19 protein-coding genes are annotated in these 23,330 nt (G+C 37.9%); 8 read left to right on the top strand and 11 right to left on the bottom strand.

The annotated features are described in order from the left end of the window. Positions 1–97: 97 nt before the first annotated feature. Positions 98–1,291 (bottom strand): FecR family protein, encoded by a 1,194-nt coding sequence (locus B2O97_RS05005; protein WP_112373611.1) that lies wholly within the window; start codon positions 1,289–1,291, stop codon positions 98–100. 60 nt (positions 1,292–1,351) lie between these two features. After that, positions 1,352–1,972 carry an RNA polymerase sigma factor gene (locus tag B2O97_RS05000; protein ID WP_112373612.1) on the bottom strand — a complete coding sequence of 207 codons (621 nt, stop codon included), beginning with the start codon at positions 1,970–1,972 and terminating at the stop codon, positions 1,352–1,354. A 198-nt stretch (positions 1,973–2,170) separates the two neighbouring features. Here B2O97_RS05000 and B2O97_RS04995 point away from each other — a divergent pair, with 198 nt between their 5' ends. Next, positions 2,171–2,644, top strand: coding sequence for a DinB family protein (locus tag B2O97_RS04995; protein ID WP_115049740.1), 474 nt, complete (start codon positions 2,171–2,173; stop codon positions 2,642–2,644). Positions 2,645–2,648: 4 nt separating this feature from the next. Here the strand turns inward: B2O97_RS04995 and B2O97_RS04990 are convergent, their stop codons facing one another. Continuing rightward, positions 2,649–3,035, bottom strand: a complete 387-nt coding sequence (locus tag B2O97_RS04990; RefSeq protein ID WP_112374037.1) for a winged helix-turn-helix transcriptional regulator — start codon at positions 3,033–3,035, stop codon at positions 2,649–2,651. 167 nt (positions 3,036–3,202) lie between these two features. Between B2O97_RS04990 and B2O97_RS04985 the strand changes: the two genes are divergently transcribed. The 6 genes from B2O97_RS04985 (at position 3,203) to B2O97_RS04960 (ending at position 7,944) form a co-directional block, all read left to right on the top strand. Then, entirely contained in the window at positions 3,203–4,195 is a 993-nt protein-coding gene (locus B2O97_RS04985; protein ID WP_115049738.1) for a quinone oxidoreductase family protein, read from the top strand. Continuing rightward, positions 4,192–4,659, top strand: coding sequence for a cupin domain-containing protein (locus tag B2O97_RS04980; RefSeq protein ID WP_112373615.1), 468 nt, complete (start codon positions 4,192–4,194; stop codon positions 4,657–4,659). Before B2O97_RS04985 ends, B2O97_RS04980 begins: the two co-directional genes overlap by 4 nt. A gap of 102 nt (positions 4,660–4,761) precedes the next feature. After that, positions 4,762–5,328: a Crp/Fnr family transcriptional regulator gene (locus B2O97_RS04975; RefSeq protein WP_115049736.1), complete on the top strand. Its 567-nt coding sequence runs from the start codon at positions 4,762–4,764 to the stop codon at positions 5,326–5,328. 58 nt (positions 5,329–5,386) lie between these two features. Next, complete coding sequence (locus B2O97_RS04970; RefSeq protein ID WP_115049734.1) at positions 5,387–5,968, top strand: NAD(P)H-dependent oxidoreductase; 582 nt, start codon at positions 5,387–5,389, stop codon at positions 5,966–5,968. A 122-nt stretch (positions 5,969–6,090) separates the two neighbouring features. Continuing rightward, positions 6,091–7,365 (top strand): adenylosuccinate synthase, encoded by a 1,275-nt coding sequence (locus B2O97_RS04965; RefSeq protein WP_115049732.1) that lies wholly within the window; start codon positions 6,091–6,093, stop codon positions 7,363–7,365. A gap of 12 nt (positions 7,366–7,377) precedes the next feature. Beyond that, positions 7,378–7,944, top strand: coding sequence for a Crp/Fnr family transcriptional regulator (locus B2O97_RS04960; RefSeq protein ID WP_112373619.1), 567 nt, complete (start codon positions 7,378–7,380; stop codon positions 7,942–7,944). A 113-nt stretch (positions 7,945–8,057) separates the two neighbouring features. On the opposite strand, the gene B2O97_RS04955 is transcribed toward B2O97_RS04960, so the two are convergent. From B2O97_RS04955 to B2O97_RS04945, 3 genes are all read right to left on the bottom strand, one after another. After that, complete coding sequence (locus tag B2O97_RS04955; protein ID WP_112373620.1) at positions 8,058–9,293, bottom strand: porin; 1,236 nt, start codon at positions 9,291–9,293, stop codon at positions 8,058–8,060. 302 nt (positions 9,294–9,595) lie between these two features. Beyond that, the gene (locus B2O97_RS04950) at positions 9,596–11,131 is read right to left on the bottom strand and encodes a RagB/SusD family nutrient uptake outer membrane protein (RefSeq protein WP_070565144.1); all 1,536 of its coding nucleotides are present in this window, start codon (positions 11,129–11,131) and stop codon (positions 9,596–9,598) included. A gap of 11 nt (positions 11,132–11,142) precedes the next feature. Continuing rightward, positions 11,143–14,385 (bottom strand): SusC/RagA family TonB-linked outer membrane protein, encoded by a 3,243-nt coding sequence (locus B2O97_RS04945; protein WP_286767052.1) that lies wholly within the window; start codon positions 14,383–14,385, stop codon positions 11,143–11,145. 473 nt (positions 14,386–14,858) lie between these two features. Between B2O97_RS04945 and B2O97_RS04940 the strand changes: the two genes are divergently transcribed. Continuing rightward, positions 14,859–15,152, top strand: coding sequence for a VOC family protein (locus B2O97_RS04940; protein WP_286767051.1), 294 nt, complete (start codon positions 14,859–14,861; stop codon positions 15,150–15,152). 121 nt (positions 15,153–15,273) lie between these two features. Here B2O97_RS04940 and B2O97_RS04935 read toward each other — a convergent pair whose 3' ends face one another. The 5 genes from B2O97_RS04935 to B2O97_RS04915 form a co-directional block, all read right to left on the bottom strand. Then, on the bottom strand, positions 15,274–15,963 hold the full coding sequence (locus B2O97_RS04935; RefSeq protein WP_259255184.1) for an energy transducer TonB: 690 nt from the start codon (positions 15,961–15,963) through the stop codon (positions 15,274–15,276). Between the two features lie 139 nt (positions 15,964–16,102). Continuing rightward, positions 16,103–17,035, bottom strand: a complete 933-nt coding sequence (locus tag B2O97_RS04930) for a DUF1735 domain-containing protein (RefSeq protein ID WP_159332777.1) — start codon at positions 17,033–17,035, stop codon at positions 16,103–16,105. A gap of 11 nt (positions 17,036–17,046) precedes the next feature. Then, positions 17,047–18,630, bottom strand: coding sequence for a SusD/RagB family nutrient-binding outer membrane lipoprotein (locus B2O97_RS04925; protein ID WP_286767050.1), 1,584 nt, complete (start codon positions 18,628–18,630; stop codon positions 17,047–17,049). Positions 18,631–18,641: 11 nt separating this feature from the next. Beyond that, a complete protein-coding gene (locus tag B2O97_RS04920; protein ID WP_159332775.1) occupies positions 18,642–21,779 on the bottom strand; it encodes a SusC/RagA family TonB-linked outer membrane protein in 3,138 nt (1,045 codons plus the stop codon). Positions 21,780–22,198: 419 nt separating this feature from the next. Further along, positions 22,199–23,221, bottom strand: coding sequence for an energy transducer TonB (locus tag B2O97_RS04915; RefSeq protein ID WP_286767049.1), 1,023 nt, complete (start codon positions 23,219–23,221; stop codon positions 22,199–22,201). Between the last annotated feature and the right edge of the window lie 109 nt (positions 23,222–23,330).

Raw genomic sequence — 23,330 nt, 5'->3', positions numbered from 1 at the left:
TGAATCGCAACATGATCGATAAGCTTAACACATTGACCAAAGGTGTTACCAGCACCTTTGGTTGTTTTTATGCGGCTTATCGTAAAAATTAGATAGGTCAATCTATCACAATAAGCCTCCTTCCATTTAGCGTTAATTTTACTTTTCCTGTTGTTTGCAACATATCAATAATGGTAGATAGCGGCTGAGAACGCGATACCATACCATCAAATTTCAACTTCTCAAGTCGTTCGGGACATGCTACATCCACGTTGTACCACCTTGAAACTTTACGCAGCAGACTTACTAACTCTTCTCCTTTAAAAACAAAGTCACCATTTATCCAAGCTACTTCCTGAGAGATATCGACATTTTCTACACGCAGGGCTTCATTTAACAAGGCCCGCTGCCCTGGTTTTAAGAGCACCGATTCATTTCTTTTTTTCGAACTAACGCGTACAACTCCCTCCAATAAAGTTGTTGTTGTATAAGGTTCGTCATCATATGCGTTCACATTAAAATGCGTACCAAGCACCTCAATTTTTTGATTTGCTGTCTCCACGTAAAAAGGAATTCGCCCTCCCATTCCCGTCTCAATTTTTGCAATTTCAAAGTAAACCTCTCCGGTCATGTGAACATGCCGTTCGTTTTCACTAAATTTCAAAGGATAGGTCAACGTCGAATTTGCATTGAGAAATGCTTTGGATCCGTCGGGCAATATAATTTGATATTGGTTTCCGCGATTGGTCGTTATTTTATTCACAGCAGTGCTGGCTGCTTCCCCTTGTTCAACAGCTTTATAAACCAATTCACCGTCTTTATTCTTTTGTATTTCTACCCCGCCTTGCAGTGCTACCACACTTCCATTTTTTATATCAGCTAATGAAACAACGGAGCCATCTTTTAGTGTTAATAGGGCATCATCCTTTCCTGGAGCACCAATATGCTGCACGTTTTTTGGCTGTTCTTCAGCAAGCTGTTGTTTAAATAGAAACAGTGAGATAGCGCCAACAGCGACTAGGAGCGCCGCAATTTTTAACCAGACAGCCATACCAATTTCTGTAAAGCGGTGTTGGTTAGCGCGCTTTTTTATTTGAGACTGCAAACGATCATAGTTTGTTTGAACGGATAGTTCACCCGCATAATGTCCCATTGCCACAATGGTCTCCTGCAACTCCGCTATGGACGCTTTATGTTCAGGATGTTTTTGTAACCATTTTTCCCATTTTTCGATATCCTCTTTATTCGTTCCCTTGCAATAGTTCACAAAAGATTCGTCCAATAATAACGCTTGCAAATTAAGTTCGTTCATATCACTCTAATCGTAATTTATACAATAGAGTGGTCAGGGTCATTTTTTCACTACTCGTTTTTAAGAAAAAATCAACAAAAATGAAGAAAGTAGCCCTACGGCAACTTTAAGAAAGATTTCTTGTTCACTAGAAAGGTTATTTTTTATTTTTTCTAGGGATTTATAAATGGTATTATAGATCGTATGGATCGAAACCTGATTGGCATCAGCGATTTCCTGATAAGAAAGATCCAAAAAAAATCGTTGGTAAATCACCAGCCGTTGTTTTGTTCCCAATTGCTCCATATGCTCCTCAACCAACTGTGTTACGGTATTTGTTGTTACCGCACGTATATGTTGTTCTTCAACAGAGTGATGGATTGACGGATCATGGATTTCTTCCACAAAATCCAAATCTGTCAGTTGTAGTGTTTCCTTGCGAAAAAGTTTTTGAAAGAAAACCGTAATAATATAATTATGATGATTGCGTATTTTTTGATTGTCAGTCTTCTTTTCCCAAAGGTGTAGAAATACATCATTCACACTATCCTGAATACGCTGTACCGACATTTTCTTTTTCGTTCCCAAATAGGAAAGATAATGGTAATAATGTTTGTATAAAGCATAAAATGAATCTTCACAGTCCTCTTTCACAAATTGGTCCCAAACATTTTTTAGATCTCTTCCGGTTAGTGTAAACATAGTTTCGTGGTAACAATGACTTTATACAAAAAAAGAAAAGTCTTATTAACAAGAGGTTAACTGAAGATGAAGAATCGGAAAATTGTATGTAAATTGGACAGATAGTCGATTATAATTCCTCGACGATGCTGTATAGTGTAAACGTATAATAAAACAAAAGCAGTAGAACAACTGATTATTAGAAAGATAAATTACAAAATGGAAAGACGTATATTTATTGCAGACAGGCTTCGCGAAGTTTTTTTGAATGGACGTTGGATTGCCAACACCAACTATCAGGAACAACTATTGAATACGATCTGGGAACAGGCCATATTCAAAATAAATGATCTGAATTCCATCGCTGCGCTAACCTATCATATCAATTATTACCTAGAAGGTCTATTAGCTGCATTTACGTATGGAAAATTGGAAATTAGTGATAAATACAGCTTTGATATCCCGCCTATCCAATCCAAAGCAGACTGGGATACACTAGTAGATCGATTCCTGAAAAATGCCAAATTATTTTGTGACTGTATCGCATCGTTCGATGAAAACCTCTTCGATCAGCCATTTATTGATAAAAAGTATGGATCTTACCTCAGAAATATCGAAGCTGTAATCGAACATAGCTATTATCACCTTGGTCAGATTTCACTGATCAAAAAGTTAATTCTTCAATCGGAATAAATTGTTATTTCGTTAATGCAGCGAGTTCTTGTTTCACTTTCTCTCGGTATTCCAACCCCCAACTGACCAGTGATTCGGTAACGGGGAATACACTTTTACCATAGGCGGTAATTTTATAGAACACTTTCACGGGGTCTTCACTGGGCTGGCGGGCGACTAACAAGTTTAATTCAAGGTCTCGAAGTTCTTTTGTCAACACTTTTGCAGAAATTCCCTGAATCTCCCGTTCCATTTTTTTGAAATAAATTTCCTGCAACTCCCGATTAGCCAAATAACGCAATATCATCAATTTCCATTTTCCGCCCAAAATATCCAGCGCGTCACGTATAGCGCGCAATTCTTCTGTACAACTCGCCTCCCGCATTTGATTTCCTTCCAAAACTTGTCCCATATTGATTTCCAACGACTAGTTACCACTTGTTAACTACCAACAAATATATAGCAAACGAAAGGTAGATTTGTCATATCAACTATATAAGATGAAAGAATGCTGATATAACATACATTATTTCGGCAGGAATTTTTCATAGGGATGCCATCATTTAAATAAATAGCGATATGAACGCGGTTATACTGGATAAAGACAATCAATTGATAAATGCGGAGGTTGAGCTTCCTCAACTGAAGTCCAACGAAGTGAAAATTAAAATAATAGCTTCAGCACTCAACCCCATAGACTACCAGATGCGTGAAAACGAATTTGAACGACGTTATATATTTTCACCCATACTTGGTAGAGAAGGGGCAGGAATTGTCACAGATAAAGGTTCAGATGTAAGTGAATACGCAATTGGAGATGAAGTATTTTTTGCCTGTGGCAGCATGGGCAGTAACGGAACCTATGCAGCATACATTCAGTTACCAGCCGACCTCGTTGCCCCTAAGCCAAAAAATATTTCGTTTGAGCAAGCAGCAGCACTTCCTACCGCTGGTATCACCGCATTGCAGGTTTTCGACCGAGCAGCAATTAATCCGCAAGATCATATTTTCCTAACCGGAGCGTCTGGAGGCGTGGGTCTTTTTGCATTAAAATTACTCCTGGCTAACGGCATTAAAAATATCGTTGCGACAGCAGGAAGTATGGGCAGTATTGAAAAATTACGCCAACTAGGACTGCAAAAAGACAGTATCATCAATTATCGAAAAGAGAATTTAACGGAAATAATCAAGCTTAAAAGTAATCAGCAAGGTATTGACGTCGCTATTGATGCGGTGGGGCAGCATCTCTCGGAAGTTGCCGCCGCAGTATTAAAACCCTATGGAACTTATATCGACATCACACATTTTACGACCGCGGCAGCAAGAGACCAACTATTTAGTTCGGCCGCACAGATCATTAATATATCCAACTTTATCCACGCCCAAAGACTGAATTATCCCTATTTCAAAAAGGGGTTGGATCGAATCAGACACACTATTGAGCAAGAAATTATTCAACCTGCCCCTATTTATCTTATCGGTAACTTAAGCCCCGAAACAATCGAAAAAGGGCATCTAATGCTCAAAAACAACCAGACTCAAGGCAATAAATTAATTATACAAAATCAATGAGAACTATACCTAGACGAATCGTGACAGGCATACGTGCCGGCAAATCCTTTATCGAAGCGGATGCATTGGTTGATAATGTATCAGAGCACTATCCCAATCTTGTTATTTCCGATATCTGGCAAACCAGCCAAATGCCGGCCAAGTTTGAGAAAGAGCATCCCATAGAAAACAGCGCTATACCCCAAGTCATCAAAAATGGCACGTACTTCCGCTATGTACAGATCCCACCCGATCGGGAACTTGGTATAGAAACGACGATTGGTACCCCTCATCCCCTCATGCATCAGACAGCAAGTTTAGATTACATCGTTATTCTTTCAGGAGAGATTTACTTGATTACAGACACAGAAGAAACGCTTTTACAAGCCGGCGATATTGTCATCCAACGCGGCACCAATCATGCTTGGAGCAATCGCTCCGATCAAATGTGCCTGCAATTGGCCATTCTAATTGATGCGAATTAAAAATCTACCCTGTTGCTCAATCGGCAAACTAAACATTGAACCGATTAAAACACATCGAATTTATCTTGTAGGAACACCGCAATTTTTCTAAGTTTGGACTTCATGATAGCAACATATTTTCGGTCTTTGCGTCTGTTCGACGAAGAAGAGATCAATCAGATTGTTCAGCTTTTTGAATACAGAAAGCTGAACAAAAACGACTTTTTTGTTAAAGAGAATCAACCTTGTCACGAGGTTGCATTTATACAATCAGGGATCTTCCGTTCTTATTATAGCAGTGCAAACAAGGACGATATTACCTATTGTTTCCGCTTTCCAAATACCTGGATAGCGGCCTACTCCTCCTTTATTACAGGCGGGCCAAGTATGGAGACCATGCAGGCCATTACCCCTGCCGAACTGTGGACGATCAAAAAAAATATGATTGATAAGCTTGCTACGAATAGCCTAAAATGGACAAAATACCTTAAAATGATTGCCGAGGAACAATATCTTGAACTTGAAAAACGCGTCTTTCAATTACAAAAAGAAACCGCATCACAACGTTATGCCAATTTACTCAAAGATCATCCTGATTTTATCCAACAGCTTCCTTTACAATACCTCGCTTCCTATTTAGGCATTACACAACGTCATTTAAGTCGTATTCGCAGCGAAATTTCTTTTTAGACATTTGTCCTGTAAAGACGATAAGCGTATCTCTATTTTTGTGATGTAATAAAACATCATGGAGAAAAAAATACTGATTATCAATGGCCACCCGAATCGGGAATCTTTCAATTTTGGCATCGCAAATGCCTATCAAGAAGCTGCGGCAGCGTCCGGAGCTACAGTACGAACAATCCATATTATTGACCTAGATTTCAATCCAAACCTTGAATTTGGTTATCGTAAACGGACAGAACTTGAGCAGGACCTACTTCTTGTCTGGGAAGACATCTTATGGGCCGATCATTTGGTCTGGATACATCCCGTTTGGTGGGGCGGTCTTCCAGCCTTGATGAAGGGCTTTATCGATAGACTTTTTTTACCCGGAAGGGCTTTTCAATATCGCGAAAACTCTCTTTTTTGGGACAAATTACTCAAAGGAAAATCCGCTCGGATCATTACAACACTCGATCAACCAAGTTGGTATTATGCTTTAGTTTACGGCAGACCAAGTATTAATCAATTAAAAAGATCAACCCTCCAATTTTGTGGAATATCGCCTGTGAAAGTCACTTATATCGGTATTATCAAAACTTCCGATCCTATTAAGCGAAATAAATGGATACAAAAAGTACAACAGCTCGGACACAAACAAGCTTAAGCGCAATCCAAACGCATTAAGACTGCTGGCCAAATGATAATGAGAAGCACTTTTTGCCAAATGGCAATTGGCCTCCGCCTTGCAAGCCCTAGCTTTGACAATAATTTCAAGACAAACGCAATATGGACATTCTAATTGGGCTCCAATGGGGAGACGAAGGTAAAGGAAAATTCATTGATCTGATCGGAAGCGACTATGATATTATCGCTCGGTTTAATGGCGGCGCGAATGCCGGACATAGTATTTACTATCAAGGTAACAAAGTTACGCTTAAACTACTCCCATCGGGTATTTTTTCGTCGCATGTCAAAAACATTATTGGCACCGGTGTGGTGGTTGACCCATTAGCATTCAAAACAGAAATCGAAGAACTAGCGCACATTATACCCACCCAGGATCTCTTCAATAGGATTTTGATATCCCAAAAAGCGCATCTCGTTTTACCGACCCATCGTTATTGGGATATCTATATGGAACAGTCCCCACTGTATCGCACGATAGGAACGACCAAAAATGGAATTGCGCCAAGCTATTCCAATAAAATACTCAGACAGAACCTTCGCGTTGGTGATCTTCACTCGGATAGTTTTGATACTGACGTATATCAAATTTTAAACCGCCAATACAAAGAACTACAGTTTTTGGGACAAGAAATGCCTGCATTCGAAGAGCTCTACCACACTTTTATTCAAGGATGCACTTCCTTAAAACAAGTGCCAATTATAGATACCGAAATCTTTTTGAATAAGGCAATCCGAGATGGGAAGAAGGTATTGGCGGAAGGCGCGCAGGCAACTCTGCTTGATATCGACCATGGAAGTTATCCCTATGTGACCTCATCAAATACGATAGCCTCCGCAGCCTGTGTAAGCTTGGGTGTGTCGCCTAAAGTGGTGGACAAAATTTATGGCGTTACAAAAGCCTATTGCACCCGTGTGGGGAATGGCATTTTCCCAACAGAGATCACAGGGCAAGCTGCCAATGATTTACGGGACAAAGGAGCTGAATTCGGTTCCAATACCAAACGTCCCCGTCGTGTCGGCTGGCTGGATCTACCAGCATTAAAATATGCCATCATGTTAAACGGAGTTACGGAACTCGTTCTTACGAAAGCCGACATTTTGAACGAAATGGCTGACATCCCCGTCTGTACCCATTATGAAATAGATGAACAAAAAATTTCGTTAGCATTTCCCCAATCTTCTGAACAAAAAATTAAACCGATCTGGAAATATTTAAAAGGTTGGAATACCGATTTCTCTAATATCAAGCAGGCAGACTTACTTCCAGAAACCTTGGGTACATTTATCTCCTTTTTAGAAGAAGAGTTACAAGTTCCCATAACGTATCTTTCAACAGGACCACAACGTGAAGATTTGATTAACTTAGCGAAGTAATACAAAGGTAACATGGAGCAATTACTGGAATACATCCGAAAATTTGGACAGCTCGATTTGCGTGAAGAGAATTTAATTCGACAGGCATTCGAAAAAAAGAATATTTCAAAGTCAAGCTATTTTGTCGCTTGCGGTAAAGTAAACAATAGCATTGCTTTTGTGGAATCGGGGGTATTCCGTTCGCTCTATTACAACAGTAAAGGCGACGATTTTACGCGTTATTTTATTTATGAAGGTCGTTTTATTGGGGATCTTCAGAGCTTCTTGGATCGAACACCTTCCAACGACTATATAGAATCCCTCACAGATAGCGAAATCTGGAGCCTTGATTTTGAGAATTTTACGCTTCTTGAAAAGGAAATTAAAGTTTGGCCGTTGTTGATGGCCAAACTTTATGCTTTTGTGGTGGAAAGTAAGCTAAAAACGGCAAATACCATGATGAATCTCGATGCCAAAGAACGCTATCTCCTGTTCTTGAAGCTTTACCCGGGTTTAGCCAATCGTGTTCCATTAGCCATGTTAGCGTCCTATTTAGGGATTACCGCATCATCACTGAGCCGGATTCGGAAAAACATCTAAGTGTCGGGAGATCTCTAAATCAAATGGCCTAAACAACCTACTATATTGGTCAAACTAAATATTGATCCTCCCCCTTAACACCGATACTCGCGAAAAAACAGCACTGAGCCAATTTACCAACGATAAAGCAGCCTTGTAGTGAAAACATTATCTTTCAGATCAGCCGAAAAGTTTGGTAAACTTGTGGTTTCGTTCGTTACATGCTCATTATATACAGTCAGTTTTATCCTATTGTTAATCTGATATGCAAGACCATAGCCCAGCGTACTAAACTTAACATCGCCATCGGCCGTAAAATTATCAGGCATGCCGATTGTCGTGCCACTTGCTTTCGTATTTGGATCATATACGTCATACGCTATCAATGCAGTAATACCGGTCTTCGCAATCTCCTGCGTAAACCAAAGATAATATCCATTAAATTTACGTTGATAAAGGTCTGTTGTCGGCTGGGTTGTAAAACTTCTGCTGGCGTAGGGTCCTTTAATATCGACACCACCGGCAACTCCAGGCTGGTCTCCTGCCACATATTCGGTTTTGAAACTGGATTTCCCGAAGCTATTATCAAACTCTACCTGTAAGTTTGCTCCATAATAGTTCCTGCCGATGGCTTTACCTTCATTCTCATCACTGGTATGCGCTGTATAACCATTGCTATTGGGCGTATAGTACGTTTTCGTATCATTACGCACTGAACCTTTATAGAACGAGCCGCCAAAGCCCAAATGAAGTTTTTTATCGGCTAAACTATCAAATTTAAAAGCAAGATTACCGATCAGGTCCTTTTTAGAATCATAGTCCTTAGCGGAGTGACCACTACCGTTCACCAGGGCTAAATCTAAATTTAAGAATTTAACTTTACCCCCAGGATGATAACTTACCATCCCTCCAAGATCACGTTCGCGTGGCATCAACGTCTGGAATACACGTGCCCGTTCCGGAAAGTCACGATAGCCCGATGAGTATACAATGGAATATCCAAAAGGTCTATTGAAAAGTCCCGCAGTTAAACTAAGGCCTTTTTGACTTGGGTGACGCAATTGAATAAAGGCATCCATTAGTTGTACACCGTCTTGAGTAGCATCCAATTGAAAGACAATACTCGAGTAAGTATCCACCCGATCAATTTTAAGACGTCCCCTGCGGATCATAAATCTGTTATCCGAATTCTTTGAAAAATCCCCACCTGAAAAGGACGTAATTCCAGGAGATTGTGCCTTTTGAAACTGTGTTTGAAGATACCCCGTAATCTTGATATCATGTGGATCATAGCTGGAGGGCGCATTATTATTTTGCGCAAGTGCTACAACGGGTCCTATCAGAGCTAAGAGTAAAAGTGCTTTTTTCATGAGAATTTTAAATAAATTATCCTTTTCGCTTGTGGTGATATGATACGAGCAGAATCATTTTTCCTTCTTCTATTCCATCATCTTTCAACGGCGTAAAAATAGATTCTCAATATTAAGTTAATATTAATAAATTGTTAGTCTATTAATTTATATACATAAAATTAACGATTTAGTAATATATCACCTTGGAGGTCGTTTCCAGACATTGAGAACTCATACGATCTCGATTATATTTTAAAATAAAAATGGCCGATACATGAAATTCACGTATCGGCCACCTAACTATTGATTCCTTCTTAAAATTATTCCAACCCCTTATTATAATCGCTTTCACGAAGAGGTATAGCCCAAGTCCATTTATTTTTATCTTCTGGCTTAATTGTAGTAACCAATGAAGTCAAGAAATTACCACCGCTAGCAAAGTCTTTTCTCACGATAGTATCGCCCCAACGTTTCATATCAAACCAATCGAATCCTTCGCCCCATAGTTCAACCGCGCGATAAAGTTTAATTTCATTAAGTAGATCTGTACCTGTTTTTGTACAAACATAATTCACATCCCTTCCTGAAGTAGCGTTTAATGCATTAAGAACACCTTGAACTTCGCTTGCTGCCTTATTTTGGAAAAATTTTGCTTCAGCTTCAATGAGATACATTTCGGAAGCCCTAAAATGATTCACATGGCCGATACCAGGTATATCATTTGCTTTAAACTTGAAATTCATATACGCAAAAGGAACTGCAGTAGCTTGTAAATCTGGAAACAATTTAAATGCCCTTGCTTTCATAGCTGTCCCCGCAACCCCAGTCGCAGTAGTATAAGCTTCGCCCTTTGGATCCAAAAACAAATCTCTACGAACATCAGTCGTCGGGATCTTATCGAACAATTCTCTACTGATACATTTTGGTGTTGTTCTTACGGCACTAGCTGTTGAGTTATAAGCAATGTAAGACTGGAATGAATAGAAGTACAATGTTTCGTCAGAGGCTCCATAACTACTCCATATCCACTCGCCATTTGGAGTAGAAAAACCGTTTTTATAATCAGCGTTACTCATCAATTTATAATTTTTACGAGCAAGAACTGCATATTTTTCTGCATTAACGTAGTCCTGTTTGTTTAGTGCTGCCCTTGCATAAATCGCGTAAGCCACATCCTCATTCACTTGGAAATTTTTATCGGATTCTCTATCCAATTTAGACGATTCATATAGCGCTATCGCGTCATTCAAATCTTTATAAATTAAATCATATGTCTGTCCTAAAGTAGATAAAGGCATGTCTCCTGTTGATACGTCGGTTCTTAGAACTAAGCCTCCAGTTTGACCATTATTGGAATCCTTCCATCTATTTCCGTAAATCTGAGCTAACATCATATAACTATAAGCTCTAAAGGTTAATGCTTGTGCTTTTATGAACTCTTTTTCAACGGCTGGTCCCTCCGCCCCATCAATACTAACGACAATTTGATTTGCATTACCTATAATCTTGTAATAATAATACCAAGGATAATAAAGGTAAATACTCGTTAAATTTTGATTGTAATTTGCATTAATGATGTCAGCCCAACCACTTAAGTTAACAAAAAAGTTATTTCCGGGATAATTCCCGTAATACATTTTGATTGTTCCTTCTCCATTAAAGCCCTGACTTCCCAAATATTGTTGGGTCATCATCTTAGCTAAGCCATTTACAGCTAACTTGGCATTTTTTGTTGTTTCAAATACCGTAGGAGTACTTACAGAGTCTGTAGGAAGTGTCTCTAAATAGTCCTTTTTACAGGAAGCTAGCAACAACACTCCTGCAAATAATACTTTAATATAATTTATATTTTTCATCCTTTTATTTCTTATAGTCCAACTTTTACTCCAAAAGATACAGTACGCGGAGTTACCCAAGCATTTGTACTAGTACCGTTCCATTGCTGTTGCGGGTTCATTCCTTTGCGTTTCGTCATTGTTGCCAAGTTTTCGATCCCCGCAACAATTCTTACTGAAGACAAATCTATTTTACTAACCAATGTTTTTGGCAAACTATAGCCCACCGCAATATTTTTGATAACTAAATAAGAGCCATCCGTTAAAAAACGATCACTTGAATAGTTGTTCATATTGCTCTGTGAAAAGTTAATTGCTGGAATACCATTCGGATCCAATCTATTTATAGAAGTCGCAGTCATACCTTCAGGAATTCCATTCCATGACTTCATAATATCTGTATGCATAGCACTTGGCGTACCAGACATAGACATTAAACCTGCATAAGACGAATCAAATACTTTACCTCCGATAGCGTAAGTAAATAAAGCCGAAAAACTAAAATTCTTATATTCAAAGTTGGTATTGAAACTTCCATTCATCTTAGGAATAACAGATCCCGACCAATCCCTTACACCATAATTGGATGGATTGGTAACATAATATTTTCCGTTAATCTCGATTAATTCAGCAGCTGGTATAGCTGCCTTTTCAGGAGCTGAACCATTTACATTAAATCTTTGTGTATCTGGAAGATACAGAGAACGCCCGGTCATTTGATCTACACCTGCAAATTTAAACATCCAGAAATCATATCTTCCACGTCCTTCCATCCATTTAAAATTACCAGTGATAATACCATTTTCTCTATTCTCTTCTGGTAATGCTAATATTTTGTTGGTCAACCATGTTGCATTCGCCCCAATATTCCATTTCCATCCATCACCTTTCAAAACATCGACATCAAATGTTAGCTCAAAACCGCGATTTGACATTGAACCGATATTACGTGTAATTGTGGAAACAGCAGAAGAAGTAGATGTCGCACCGGCAGATAGCGGCAAATTAACGTCAAATATCAGATTTTGTGACTGCTTATTAAAGTATTCAAAGCTTAAATTTGCACGCTGAAATAAACGTGTCTCAATAGCTGCAGAAAAAGAACTTGAAGTTTCCCAAATCAGATCCGGCGACGCATTTTGTTTTTTATAAAGAGCCGCCATATTTGCATTTTGATCTATATCATACAAAGCTAAGTGCGCATATTTATTAGCACTTTCATCATTTCCAACTTCTCCATAAGATGCTCTTACTTTCAAATCATTGACGATATGAAGTGCATCTTTGAAAAAGTCTTCTTTGGAAACTATCCAACTTCCACCTAATGACCAAAAGTTACCCCAACGATTTTCAGGACTGAATCTAGAAGATCCGTCTCTTCTAAAGGAGGCCTCAGCAAAATACTTACCATCATAATTATAGCGAGCGCGAGACAAGAAACTTTCGACGCGATAGTCTTCTTGGTAATCATACAAAGAAGTAATCTTGGTAAAGTTAACCATGTCAGTTTTTCCCGCAAACGTCTCATCTGTTTTATAACCATACAAGTAGCTCCAATTATCGGAATAATTTTCATGGCCCGCTAAAACATCAACGTGATGCTTTCCAAAGTCCTTATTCCAACTTAACAGTTGTTGTAGCGTATAATTTTTGTACCGATAAATATTTCTAGCAGCGCGACCTTGTCCATTACCATCTCCTATCACTGCATTATTATAGGTACGGCGTTCCGAATTACGAAGATTCAAATCACCATTTAGCGTGAACGTAAAATCTTTCAGGAATTTAAATTCGAGGAATCCTCGACCGTTTACAGTATTTCTAATCGTTTGATCGCTGTTCAATTCATTTTCCCAAATAGTATGCCTTCCAACATATTGTAATCTTGTGGATTCACCATTATCGAATTGTTTATCTCCTAAAGCATCTAATGCATAGGTACCATCAGGATTATGTAAATGAATCGGATAAATTGGTGCAATTGAGCGTGCATAATTAAAAGGATTTGTGAAAGAACCAGCATCATCCGTGGAACCGCTTATTCTATCTGAAATTTGGTGTGATCCTGCTAAATTGAAGCCGTATTTAAACCAATTTTTAGCTTGCAATTCCGCATTTAAACGACCTGTAAACCTCTTTAAACCTGAATTTTTAATATAGCCCTTTTCGTCCAAATATCCAGTAGAATAAAAGACTTTTGCTTTATCCGTGGCTGTATTCCCATCAATATTATAATTTTGACGATGTCCTATACGATCTACTTCACTAAACCAATCCAAGTCATCTCGATATCCACTTTTAATTTGCGCATCGGAAACTAGCTTACCATTCGCGTCAAATAATTTATCATCATCTTTATCATAAATGTTTAGTTTAAGATAGTTACTTACCAATGACTTTGAAGCCTCATCATTTGCAGATTGGGTTGTCGGATATTTGGTTGAGCTACTTGTCAATAAGTTATTTCGATACCCCATCCACATAGCCTCCATGAATTGTCTATCATTCACTCGGCTATATTCTGCAATACCTCTTGAATAAAACCCTTGATCAGTGGAAACATTCACTTGTGAGCGTCCAGCTTTTCCTTTCTTTGTTGTAATAATAATAACACCATTACTTGCCCTACTACCATACAAAGCTGAAGAAGAAGCATCTTTCAATACCGATATACTTTCTACGTCATTCGGATTTATATCGGAGATATTACCACCAAAAGGAACACCATCGACAACATAAAGAGGGTCATTCGAACCATTTAGTGATGAAAATCCACGAATCCTTATACTAGGTTCTGCACCTGGCATACCAGAAGTATTGTTCAGTTGAATACCAGCAGCAGATCCCTCTAAAGCTGCAAATGCATTGGTAACTGGTCTCTTTTCGATATCTTTAGCAGAGACGGAGGTTACGGATCCAGTCACAGATTCTTTTTTGGCAGTACCATAAGCGACTACGACAACCTCATCTAATGCTGTATTCTGATCCTCTAGTGACACGTTGAATAATGACTGTCCATCTTTAACGATTATAGTCTTATCAGAATGACCGACATACCTGAAAACCATTACTTTACCAACAGGAACTGATAAAGAATATTTTCCATTTGCATCTGTTTGAGTAGCAATGTTTGATCCTTGAACAGCAATTGTAACTCCTACCAACGGTTTCCCGTCAGCGCCAGTTACACGACCGCTTACTTTCTTCTCTTGCGCAAAAGCAACAGAAGAAAGGATCATACTCCCCACGAAAAAACTGAGTAGTTTGTGTTTCATATGTTTATGTTTGTTTAAATAAGTAGTTTATCTAACTAAATACGATAAAAGCACCGAAGAAACTTTTAATATATGTTTTTCAAAAGTGATGAGCCCAACAGGCTAATACAGTTAGTGTACAAAACCAAACATGAAATGTTAAGGTTTTGTTAAAAGCAAAGATAAAACAATCTTTTAAAGATGCAACAAGAAGTTATAAATAGAATTAAAAAACTGGAAAACAAACGATATAAATCATAGTATTTCACACAAAAAAATAACACACAAAAACACTAAATACCAAACAATTACACAAACAACACACCTTAATCTAAAAAAGTAGCTATTTTTTTTATGAAGTAACAATAAATACTGTAATATTTTGTATTTTTCATCATAAAACTACCCTTACAATCGATAATAATAAAAAAACACACGTAACTGCTATCAAAAAGACAAAACAATAGTTCGAACCAATAAAAGGCAAAAAAAAGATGAACTACAAAAGCTTAAATCCAATATTATATACAAAAAGCTTAGATCAAACTATTCAGTTCTATACTGAAAAACTCGGGTTTACATGTGTTGAAAAAAACGAAGCATTGAACTGGGCTCTACTGCGAAGTGGAACCATCGAAATCATGTTTTCGCATCCTGTTGAAAGCATTGCTTTTGAAACAGCACAATTTACCGGGTCCCTTTATTTTAACATAGCTGATGTTGATAATTTATTGGAAAGTTTGAAAGATAATGTCAAAATATGTTATGAAATAGAAACTTTCGAATAGGGCATGCTTGAGTTTGCTATTTATGATAATAATGGATATGTGCTTCAGTTTGGTGAAAAAATATAGAGGTAGCAAAATACTTGCTACCTCTATATTACATAAAAATTCCTTTTTGATCTAATTAAATATGTGTTCTGAATTCTTTCAAATTCAATTTGAATGGAACAACAACAGAAGACTTTACAGCCTCCCCGTTTTGGGTTGCTGGTTTCCATTTACCTGCTCTGTTAAGTGCACGTTGCGCACTCGTCAATACGCCATAACCAGGATCATCTTTTAATTTAACACCAGTAATTTTCCCATCTTCTTTCACAATAAAATTTAACTCATAATCACCAGACAAGCCTGCTTTCAGTGCTTCAGGTGGATATTGGAAATTTTTATAGAATTTTTCAATGAAAGTAGACATGCCTTCAATTGGTTCTGCCTTTACTAGCAGCGACGAACTAGCAGATTCTCTCAAGCTTAATACTTTGTAAGGAAAACGAACCCACGAAGCTACTGGTGATCCATTCTTCTTAGCAGGTTCCCAATCCCCCGATCGTTTAAGAATATCGATCAAGCGGAGTGAAATTTTATCGCCCAAATCCCGAACGATATCAATTGAATCAATTTTCCCATGTTCGTTGACACGAAAATCAAGAACTACTTCGCCCGAAATATCACGTTGTATTTCGGAATTCGATAATTTTAATTGCTTATTCAATTTCGCTGCGAACTGCTCATCGCCCTCTTTAGGACGGGCTGGGTTATTCTGGCCATATAGACTTATGGACAAAGCCAGAAAGCATAAGGTACCTAATAATTTCATAATATAAGTTCTAGAGATTGTTAACTAAATATAGGTAATTATTACATAAAAACATAGACTAAGGCACCACTAAAGAAAATAATTTCACATAGAAAAGGTCGTCTTTTCAGACGACCTTTTCTATGTGAAATTTGTAGCACTATGGTCTAGGAGAATCAAATTTGATCTGAAGATCAAGAATTTCTCTCTTATTCGTTGTTTGTGCCCAGTCAAAATTTAATGTAAATGTTTTTGTTGCAGGATCATATTTATTGACCTTCCCCGCAATATTTCTTAATGTCGGTGCACCTAAAGCAAACATAGTGACTTCATTAGTAGCAGGGTTAATTGTCGCCCGCAAGTTGTCGATACCAGCAATACCAGAAGTACCACCTGCCCATCTCATATTTGTAATTTCGACAGTGTTTCCATCTATTGATTTAAGCGTAACCTTTGGATTACCAGCCAAACTTCCGTTCAATGCATCACCAATATTTAAAGCACCGCCGGTATAACGTTGTACAAGCCCTTTTTCAACGGTGTAAACACCGTCATATAAGTTTTTCGGTACAACACCTAAGACTATTGCTCCAAAATTACCAGAGATTGTCCCCTCACTTACAGATTTAATTTTTAATCCCAAAGCATAGCTTTCTTTAAAATCGAATTTTTCAGGAAAAAACTTGATGTTTAAGTTTCCAATTTTTTGACCTTTTGGAATTGTAATCTCGTAAGTTGAAACAGTATAATTCGCTGTTTGCAACGGTTGATATTTCGATCCATTCTGTGCATTATAAGCAGTAATTATACTATTATCCAATTCTAGTGTAACTTTAACATCCGCTTTCGGATTATACACCCCTGCTATTTGAACAGGAATTGCAAAATCCGTTGTTGGAACCATATCAAAAGCCTGAATATACAGCGGATATTTACTAGATGTCCCCGAAGATGGCGCTACAAAGTTTTTAAACTCGATGATATTTTCAACATTCCCACCTGCATCGGGACCGATGATTGCATCATCCTTCAAACAACTTGTGAACATAAACGGTAACAACAGTACCGAAATATAATTTATAATCTTTTTCATTTCAAATCAATTTATTTTGCCCAAAACAATTTATCAGTGTATTTATTCACCGTCGGGATATTTGCACCGTTATAACTGAACTCACTTGCTGGATAAGGTAGCCTAGCAAGATTTTTATCAGGAGCGGTCGAGCGTGACTCAGTAGAAATAAAGTTCAACTTACCATTACCAATCACATTTCCACCTGCAATTTTCGGATAACCAATTCTACGGTATTCATTATACGCCTCGTGCCCAAATAAGAAGTTCATTGCTATATATTTCTGTGTCACAATAGCCTCTAATTTTTGGTCTTTTGTTTGTGCTGCAGACCAGTCTGCCAGGTATTTACCTGCATTGGCAGACACGTAACTTGTCAAATAAGTAGCCGCATTTGCACCATTTGATACAACATCGGACTCATTTTTATTTAAATAAGTGAAAGAAGCTTTAATTCCGTTTTCAAAAAATGTTTTCGCATCACCTGAAAGTAATCCTTCAACGACAGCTTCTGCACCAAGAAAATTACCTTCTGCACCAAGCATTAAAGGTTGACCTGCAGATGGTCCTTTAATAACACCATAACCTCTATAGTTTGTTGCACTGATTGTTCCTGAGGCTGGTTTCATAACCCAAGCAGAAGGAGAGATTCCCACTGGCGGATTGTTTGTATTTCCCAACTGGTTTACGTTTGTTGAAATACCATTGGCAAAAAACAAGTTCGCACGTGCTTCATCACTTAATTTAGATCCATCAAAAAAAGCCATTACAAATGGTGTAGGGATAAATTGCGTTCCCCATGTACCTACAGCAGCACCATCAGCACCATATGCCCAGGTATTCCACATTGGATTCTGTTTTCCCGCAATTTTAGTAAATCCAGGTTGTACAATCACATCATCTGTAATTACACCAATAGGATCTATCGTCTTATTTGCAAACGCCGCTTTACTGCCTGCACGCAATACCAACCTTAATTTAATTGTATTAGCAAATTTAGCCCAAGAGGTATTATCTCCTTTGAAAATGATATCCGATTTTTTAAATACATCAGAAGAAGCATTTGCCTTAAAATACGCCACCGCTCCATCGAGCTTTTTAGCCAAATCGACATAAATATCACTTGCTTTATCGTATTTCGGTGTTAAGAATGCTGCTCCTTGCAGTGCTTCAGAATAAGGAATGTCATTGTAGGTATCTACTAAATTAGCATAGTTGTAGGCCATCAACACTACGGCAGCTTGATTTAAATCCTGATAACCCGCGTTTCCGGAGGTATTTTTAACAACATAATCCAAATCCGTAAGTGTATTATAAACCCCGCTCCATAAACCACCGAACGCACTTGTTGCATAATCGTATGTCAGGATATCTCCCCAACCCGAGACCCCACCAGATGTCGCATAGTATCCTACAAAGCGTGCTCCATAGGTATTAAAACCTGGAACTTGCTGAGCTGTAGCGACCATAGCTTGCGGTAACACCAATTCAGGTGTAGAATAAGTCGGTGAATTTGGGTTAGTATTTATATCTAACGCTTTATTACAGGATTGTAAACCTTGTGTACAAAGTGCAGCTACCAATCCCAACATTATATATTTAATATTTCGTTTCATTTGTAGTAAGATTAAAAAGTTAAACTAACAGAGAATCCAAGGTATCTCGATGGTGGCGTTTGGCTCAAACCAGTTAAACCAATCGCATTTCCGTTTGAAGAACCATTTCCGTCAGAGTATTCTGGATCGGTGTAAACGTTCGTTGCTGGAGTCCATAAGAATAAGTTACGACCTTGCGCACTTACTCGAGCTCTTTTAATTACTTTTTGTCCAGCTAACCAACTTTTAGGAATGTTATAGGTTACTGACATTTCACGAATCTTCCAGAAAGCTGCCGAAGTCACATAAGTTTCATCAATATCCCTTCTTCCGGTTCCCATTGTCCAATAATCTGAACCGCCATCATACACTGTTATATTCGTGTTAGCGACATAAGATTGTGTTGCATCATCCCAATAAGATGAATTAGGGATAACAAAACGCTCTCTATCATAACCGACAGTATTGATTCCTGATCCAGAAAAATCAAAAGTGCTTGCTCCTCTATGATAGATATAATTTCCAGTGCGGTATTCAGCACTCGTATAGAACGTCAGGTCTTTCCAAGATAAGCTAAGATTCAACCCAAGTGTATGCGTAGGCATTGCAGGCCCCATATTGATCAAGCTTTCTGTTTTTGTTGGATACCCCGTATTTTTATCTACAATAATCCGTCCTTGAGGGTCTCTGTTATAACCATAACCCATGATCACTGGAAACTTCTCTCCTGCAATTGCGTATGATCCTGTACTTCCTCCATATGTTCCCAAAGCCAATTGTGTTAGACCTGCTCCTACTGCCTCTACTCTATTATCAATATAGGTAAAGTTACCGCCTACCGTTAAATCCCAATCCTGTGTTCTGATCGGTGTAACCGTCAATTTAGATTCAATCCCCTTACCAGTTGTAATACCTGCATTGACCAGGTAATTGCTGTATCCAGTTGCCCATGAGATGATAGCTGGAACGGTATTATCTGTTGTTCTATTGTTAAAATAGGTTGCATTTGCAGTTATCCGATTATTCCACCATTGTGACTCAAAGCCCAACTCAATTGAGCGAGTCATTTCAGGCTTTAATCCAGGCTGAACAATCTGATTTCCGATTGTAAAACCGCCGACGCCATTATATGGATATCCTGAGCCTTGGCTGAAAGTTGGAACAGTTGCATAAGCTCCAAATGTAGAAGTACTACCTACGTTAACTTGTCCCACTTTTGACCAGTTAGCAATCAGCTTCAAGAAATTTAATGGTTCAAAATCTTTCAATCCGTCAATAGCATCAGTCGCTACAAAAGATAATGCTACACCTGGATAAAAGAACGATCTATGATCTGGATCAAGAATAGAAACCCAGTCATTACGTCCAGTCAGACTCAAGTAAAGATAATTTTTGTACGCAACATCCACTTTTCCAGATAAACCAAATGTACGGGCGAGGTATGAAGATTGACCCGCGCTTGGATTGTTCAATGAGTTCCCAAGATTATAAATATCAGGAATGACCAAGCCACTTACAGAGGCGTTCATACCTGAATATTGATTTTGTAAAAATTGGAAGAGTAAAGTATAATCAAACTTGAAATCACCATTGGTATGTGTCGCATGGGAAATAAAGTCTGTTGCTATATTTGTAGTATAGTTAAATGCATCTGTAACATTACCCGTAATATTATTAGCCTTATAGGAACCATGAAGCCCTGCTGCATAAGGTGTAAATGAATATTTACCCGTCGTATATTTATAAGACTGATTGGCAGTTGTCATACCAACACGGCCTGTAAAATCTAACCATTGTAATGGTTTGAAACTTAAGTCAATGTTCCCCATAAAATAGTCATTACGGATATTCTGACGATTATTAGCAGCCACAAAATATGGGTTATTATAATAAGCATTGTAATAACCGCTAGGGTCAGCAAACGGATTATTTTTCCAGTCTTTATAACTTAATAAAGGGATTTGTCCAGGTTGATTCAAAACTGCATCATAAATGGAAGAATTCGCTGATGTCTGATCATATCGATTTTGTGCATAGTAAGAAGAATACGAAATATTCAACTTATCACTTAATTCTCTAGCCCCATTTACGCGAGCTGAAGCTCTTGTGTATTTATCTCCTGGAACCGTACCTGTAGAATTTAAATACTGACCAGAAAAACGGAATGAGCTTTTATCGAGCTTTGATGCAACAGACAAGTTGGTCATATTAGTAACGCCGGTTTCCCAGAATTTATCTTTATCACCGCTATAAGAATATGGTGTATATTGCGTGCTTCCATCTTGGAGCGGATCGCCAATTAACACATTTGAACCGTCAAATTTAGGTCCATATTGTTGGTTTTCATAAGGTGTGTAAATCTGAACATATTTATCCGCACCAGACCCGAATAACTTCTGCATCTTAGGTAAAAAAACCGAATTTTCAAAAGTTGTTGTGTTATCGATTGTCACTTCTAGGCCTTGGGAAGCAGCACCTTTTTTCGTTTTTATGATCAAGGCACCATTTGATGCTTGTGATCCATAAAGCGCAGCAGCAGAAGCACCATTCAGTACGGTGATATCTTCCACATCATCAGGGTTTAGATTACCCAGCATAGCTGAAGGAGAAATGATATTATCAATAACAATTAAGGCTTGGTTATTACCCGTTAAAGAGCGCATTCCCCGCAATACTACGCGGTAATTGGGATTTACACCACTACCAACTCCTTGTACTGTTAGACCCGCAACTTTTCCAGTAAGGCCGGTCACGATGTTTGTCGGTTTTGCCTTTTGTAGATCATCTGCTTTAATAGTTGTTTGGGTAACACCAATAGAACGACGACTGGCCTGAAGACCCGCACCAGTTACAACGACTTCATCAAGAACAGAAGCATTGTCATTCAGTTGTACGTTATATAAACTTGAACCTTGTGCAACGGTAATTGTTTTGTCTGAATAGCCTACAGAGCGAAAGACTAAAATTTTTCCAGTAGGAACATTAATAGAATAGTTACCGTTTGCGTCGGTTTGTGTGGCTTGGTTAGTGCCTTGAATAACAATAGTAACGCCTGGCAACCCCTCGCCATTTGTACCTGTCACTCTTCCACTAACCTTCTTTTCTTGGGCGAATGCTACCGAAGTTAGGATAGCACCACCCAATAAAAAACTGAGTAGTTTGTGTTTCATATGTTTATGTTTAATTAAGTATGTTTATTTAAATTCTTGGCAATAAAGCAGCTTGGCTAGCAATTTTTTTACTTCTCAATAATTATTATATGCTATGTTAGTTAGTCATACATCTATTAATTCAGCAATGTCAGCTGTTAAAAAATGTTAAATACAAATTTATAACTTTTTTTAACTTTTGCAATGCAAGCATAACTTTGTGATAACATTTATTTTATAATAAACTACAAGCAGCTGAAAAACAGTACATTATTTTCACCTTTAAACGTAACAAAAGTAATTTGGCTTGATTATTCGCTGTAAACTGTCCTAATAACCTAAAATAATCAGTCGACGATGGAAATCCTAAGTTTGCGTAAAATAGAGACAAACAAAGACGGTAACTTATCATAAAACCAAAATATTTACTTTAAGTAAATCTAATGCGTAATTAATTCGAAATTAAATCTCACAGGGACTGTAAAACGCACTCGCACTGGTATTCCTTTTAGGTAGGCAGGAGTCCATTTACTTAACCGTTGCATTGCCTCAATCATCATCCTTTTGACATTTAGATCATAATCTCCCTCAATTTCGTAATCTTCAGTAGCACCAGACTTATTAACGACGAAACTGACAAGTATCGTTTTCTTTTTATATTTCTCAAAAAATTCTGAGGGAAACTGAACTTTACGCATAACCAATCCAATGTCAGCCATTAGATCACCACGATATTTGGGTTCTTGCTTCATGGTCTTGGCAGTATATGTATTAATTTTTCCATCGGGCAAATAGCGCTTCCCATTTATTAATATATCTTCTTTATAAAATTCTTCATATTTTGAATGATCCCAACCAGTCCAAATCCCTTCTCGTTTATCATTAACTAATTCACCTTCGATATATTGACCATTTTTATAGTCAAATCTAAAAAAGCCATTTCCTTTCCGAAGTAGCATATTTCCTACCGAATCCAAATACAGCAAATAATGAGGGAAATTGGACTTAGCCTCTGTTTTATTGGGCTCATAATAAACCAAAGCTTTTAATTTTCCATTTGGGTGATAATAATATGCGGTATCAATCAAATAGGAAAGCTCATCATAAAGTTCCACAGATTCCACCTTTCCGGTAGGAAAATAAGACACTCTCTCGCCAAAGTACTTTAATGTTTTTCCATCATAATTTAAACTATGTCCATAAAACTTCGGAAGATTCGTATCGGTATAAAAGGCTTGTACACGATAGAGTCTTCTTGGCTCATTTTCAACAGGATAAATTTGTCTATAATAATAAGATTTGTCTTTTGTTGCCAAGAAATCACTTTCTGCATCAAAAAAACGAATAATTGTATCCTTAGAAGTGCCAATATGAATAATCTGACCTTCGGTTTTTATCTTTATATCTTGTGCAAAAACCCGGAAAGAACTCCATACTAACAGAAGAAAGATCAAATTTTTCATAAATTAAATTGGTTACTAAATGGTAGACGAATATACCATTAATATCCAACATTCCCATCCAATAAACCAACAAGGAAGCCAATTTTTCGACTTGCTTAAGCATCAATAA

The organism is Sphingobacterium sp. UBA865 (assembly GCF_002295765.1).
GTDB classification, from domain to species: domain Bacteria; phylum Bacteroidota; class Bacteroidia; order Sphingobacteriales; family Sphingobacteriaceae; genus Sphingobacterium; species Sphingobacterium multivorum.
The sequence above is the reverse complement of the archived record's forward strand: the minus strand, read 5'-3'. Positions and strand labels throughout refer to the sequence as shown.

What these genes read in the sequence shown, in the direction of transcription:
- B2O97_RS05005 (WP_112373611.1), bottom strand. Translation starts at nt 1,291, where the DNA reads ATGAACGAACTTAATTTGCAAGCGTTATTATTGGACGAATCTTTTGTG.
- B2O97_RS05000 (WP_112373612.1), bottom strand. Translation starts at nt 1,972, where the DNA reads ATGTTTACACTAACCGGAAGAGATCTAAAAAATGTTTGGGACCAATTT.
- B2O97_RS04995 (WP_115049740.1), top strand. Translation starts at nt 2,171, where the DNA reads ATGGAAAGACGTATATTTATTGCAGACAGGCTTCGCGAAGTTTTTTTG.
- B2O97_RS04990 (WP_112374037.1), bottom strand. Translation starts at nt 3,035, where the DNA reads ATGGGACAAGTTTTGGAAGGAAATCAAATGCGGGAGGCGAGTTGTACA.
- B2O97_RS04985 (WP_115049738.1), top strand. Translation starts at nt 3,203, where the DNA reads ATGAACGCGGTTATACTGGATAAAGACAATCAATTGATAAATGCGGAG.
- B2O97_RS04980 (WP_112373615.1), top strand. Translation starts at nt 4,192, where the DNA reads ATGAGAACTATACCTAGACGAATCGTGACAGGCATACGTGCCGGCAAA.
- B2O97_RS04975 (WP_115049736.1), top strand. Translation starts at nt 4,762, where the DNA reads ATGATAGCAACATATTTTCGGTCTTTGCGTCTGTTCGACGAAGAAGAG.
- B2O97_RS04970 (WP_115049734.1), top strand. Translation starts at nt 5,387, where the DNA reads ATGGAGAAAAAAATACTGATTATCAATGGCCACCCGAATCGGGAATCT.
- B2O97_RS04965 (WP_115049732.1), top strand. Translation starts at nt 6,091, where the DNA reads ATGGACATTCTAATTGGGCTCCAATGGGGAGACGAAGGTAAAGGAAAA.
- B2O97_RS04960 (WP_112373619.1), top strand. Translation starts at nt 7,378, where the DNA reads ATGGAGCAATTACTGGAATACATCCGAAAATTTGGACAGCTCGATTTG.
- B2O97_RS04955 (WP_112373620.1), bottom strand. Translation starts at nt 9,293, where the DNA reads ATGAAAAAAGCACTTTTACTCTTAGCTCTGATAGGACCCGTTGTAGCA.
- B2O97_RS04950 (WP_070565144.1), bottom strand. Translation starts at nt 11,131, where the DNA reads ATGAAAAATATAAATTATATTAAAGTATTATTTGCAGGAGTGTTGTTG.
- B2O97_RS04945 (WP_286767052.1), bottom strand. Translation starts at nt 14,385, where the DNA reads ATGAAACACAAACTACTCAGTTTTTTCGTGGGGAGTATGATCCTTTCT.
- B2O97_RS04940 (WP_286767051.1), top strand. Translation starts at nt 14,859, where the DNA reads ATGAACTACAAAAGCTTAAATCCAATATTATATACAAAAAGCTTAGAT.
- B2O97_RS04935 (WP_259255184.1), bottom strand. Translation starts at nt 15,963, where the DNA reads ATGAAATTATTAGGTACCTTATGCTTTCTGGCTTTGTCCATAAGTCTA.
- B2O97_RS04930 (WP_159332777.1), bottom strand. Translation starts at nt 17,035, where the DNA reads ATGAAAAAGATTATAAATTATATTTCGGTACTGTTGTTACCGTTTATG.
- B2O97_RS04925 (WP_286767050.1), bottom strand. Translation starts at nt 18,630, where the DNA reads ATGAAACGAAATATTAAATATATAATGTTGGGATTGGTAGCTGCACTT.
- B2O97_RS04920 (WP_159332775.1), bottom strand. Translation starts at nt 21,779, where the DNA reads ATGAAACACAAACTACTCAGTTTTTTATTGGGTGGTGCTATCCTAACT.
- B2O97_RS04915 (WP_286767049.1), bottom strand. Translation starts at nt 23,221, where the DNA reads ATGAAAAATTTGATCTTTCTTCTGTTAGTATGGAGTTCTTTCCGGGTT.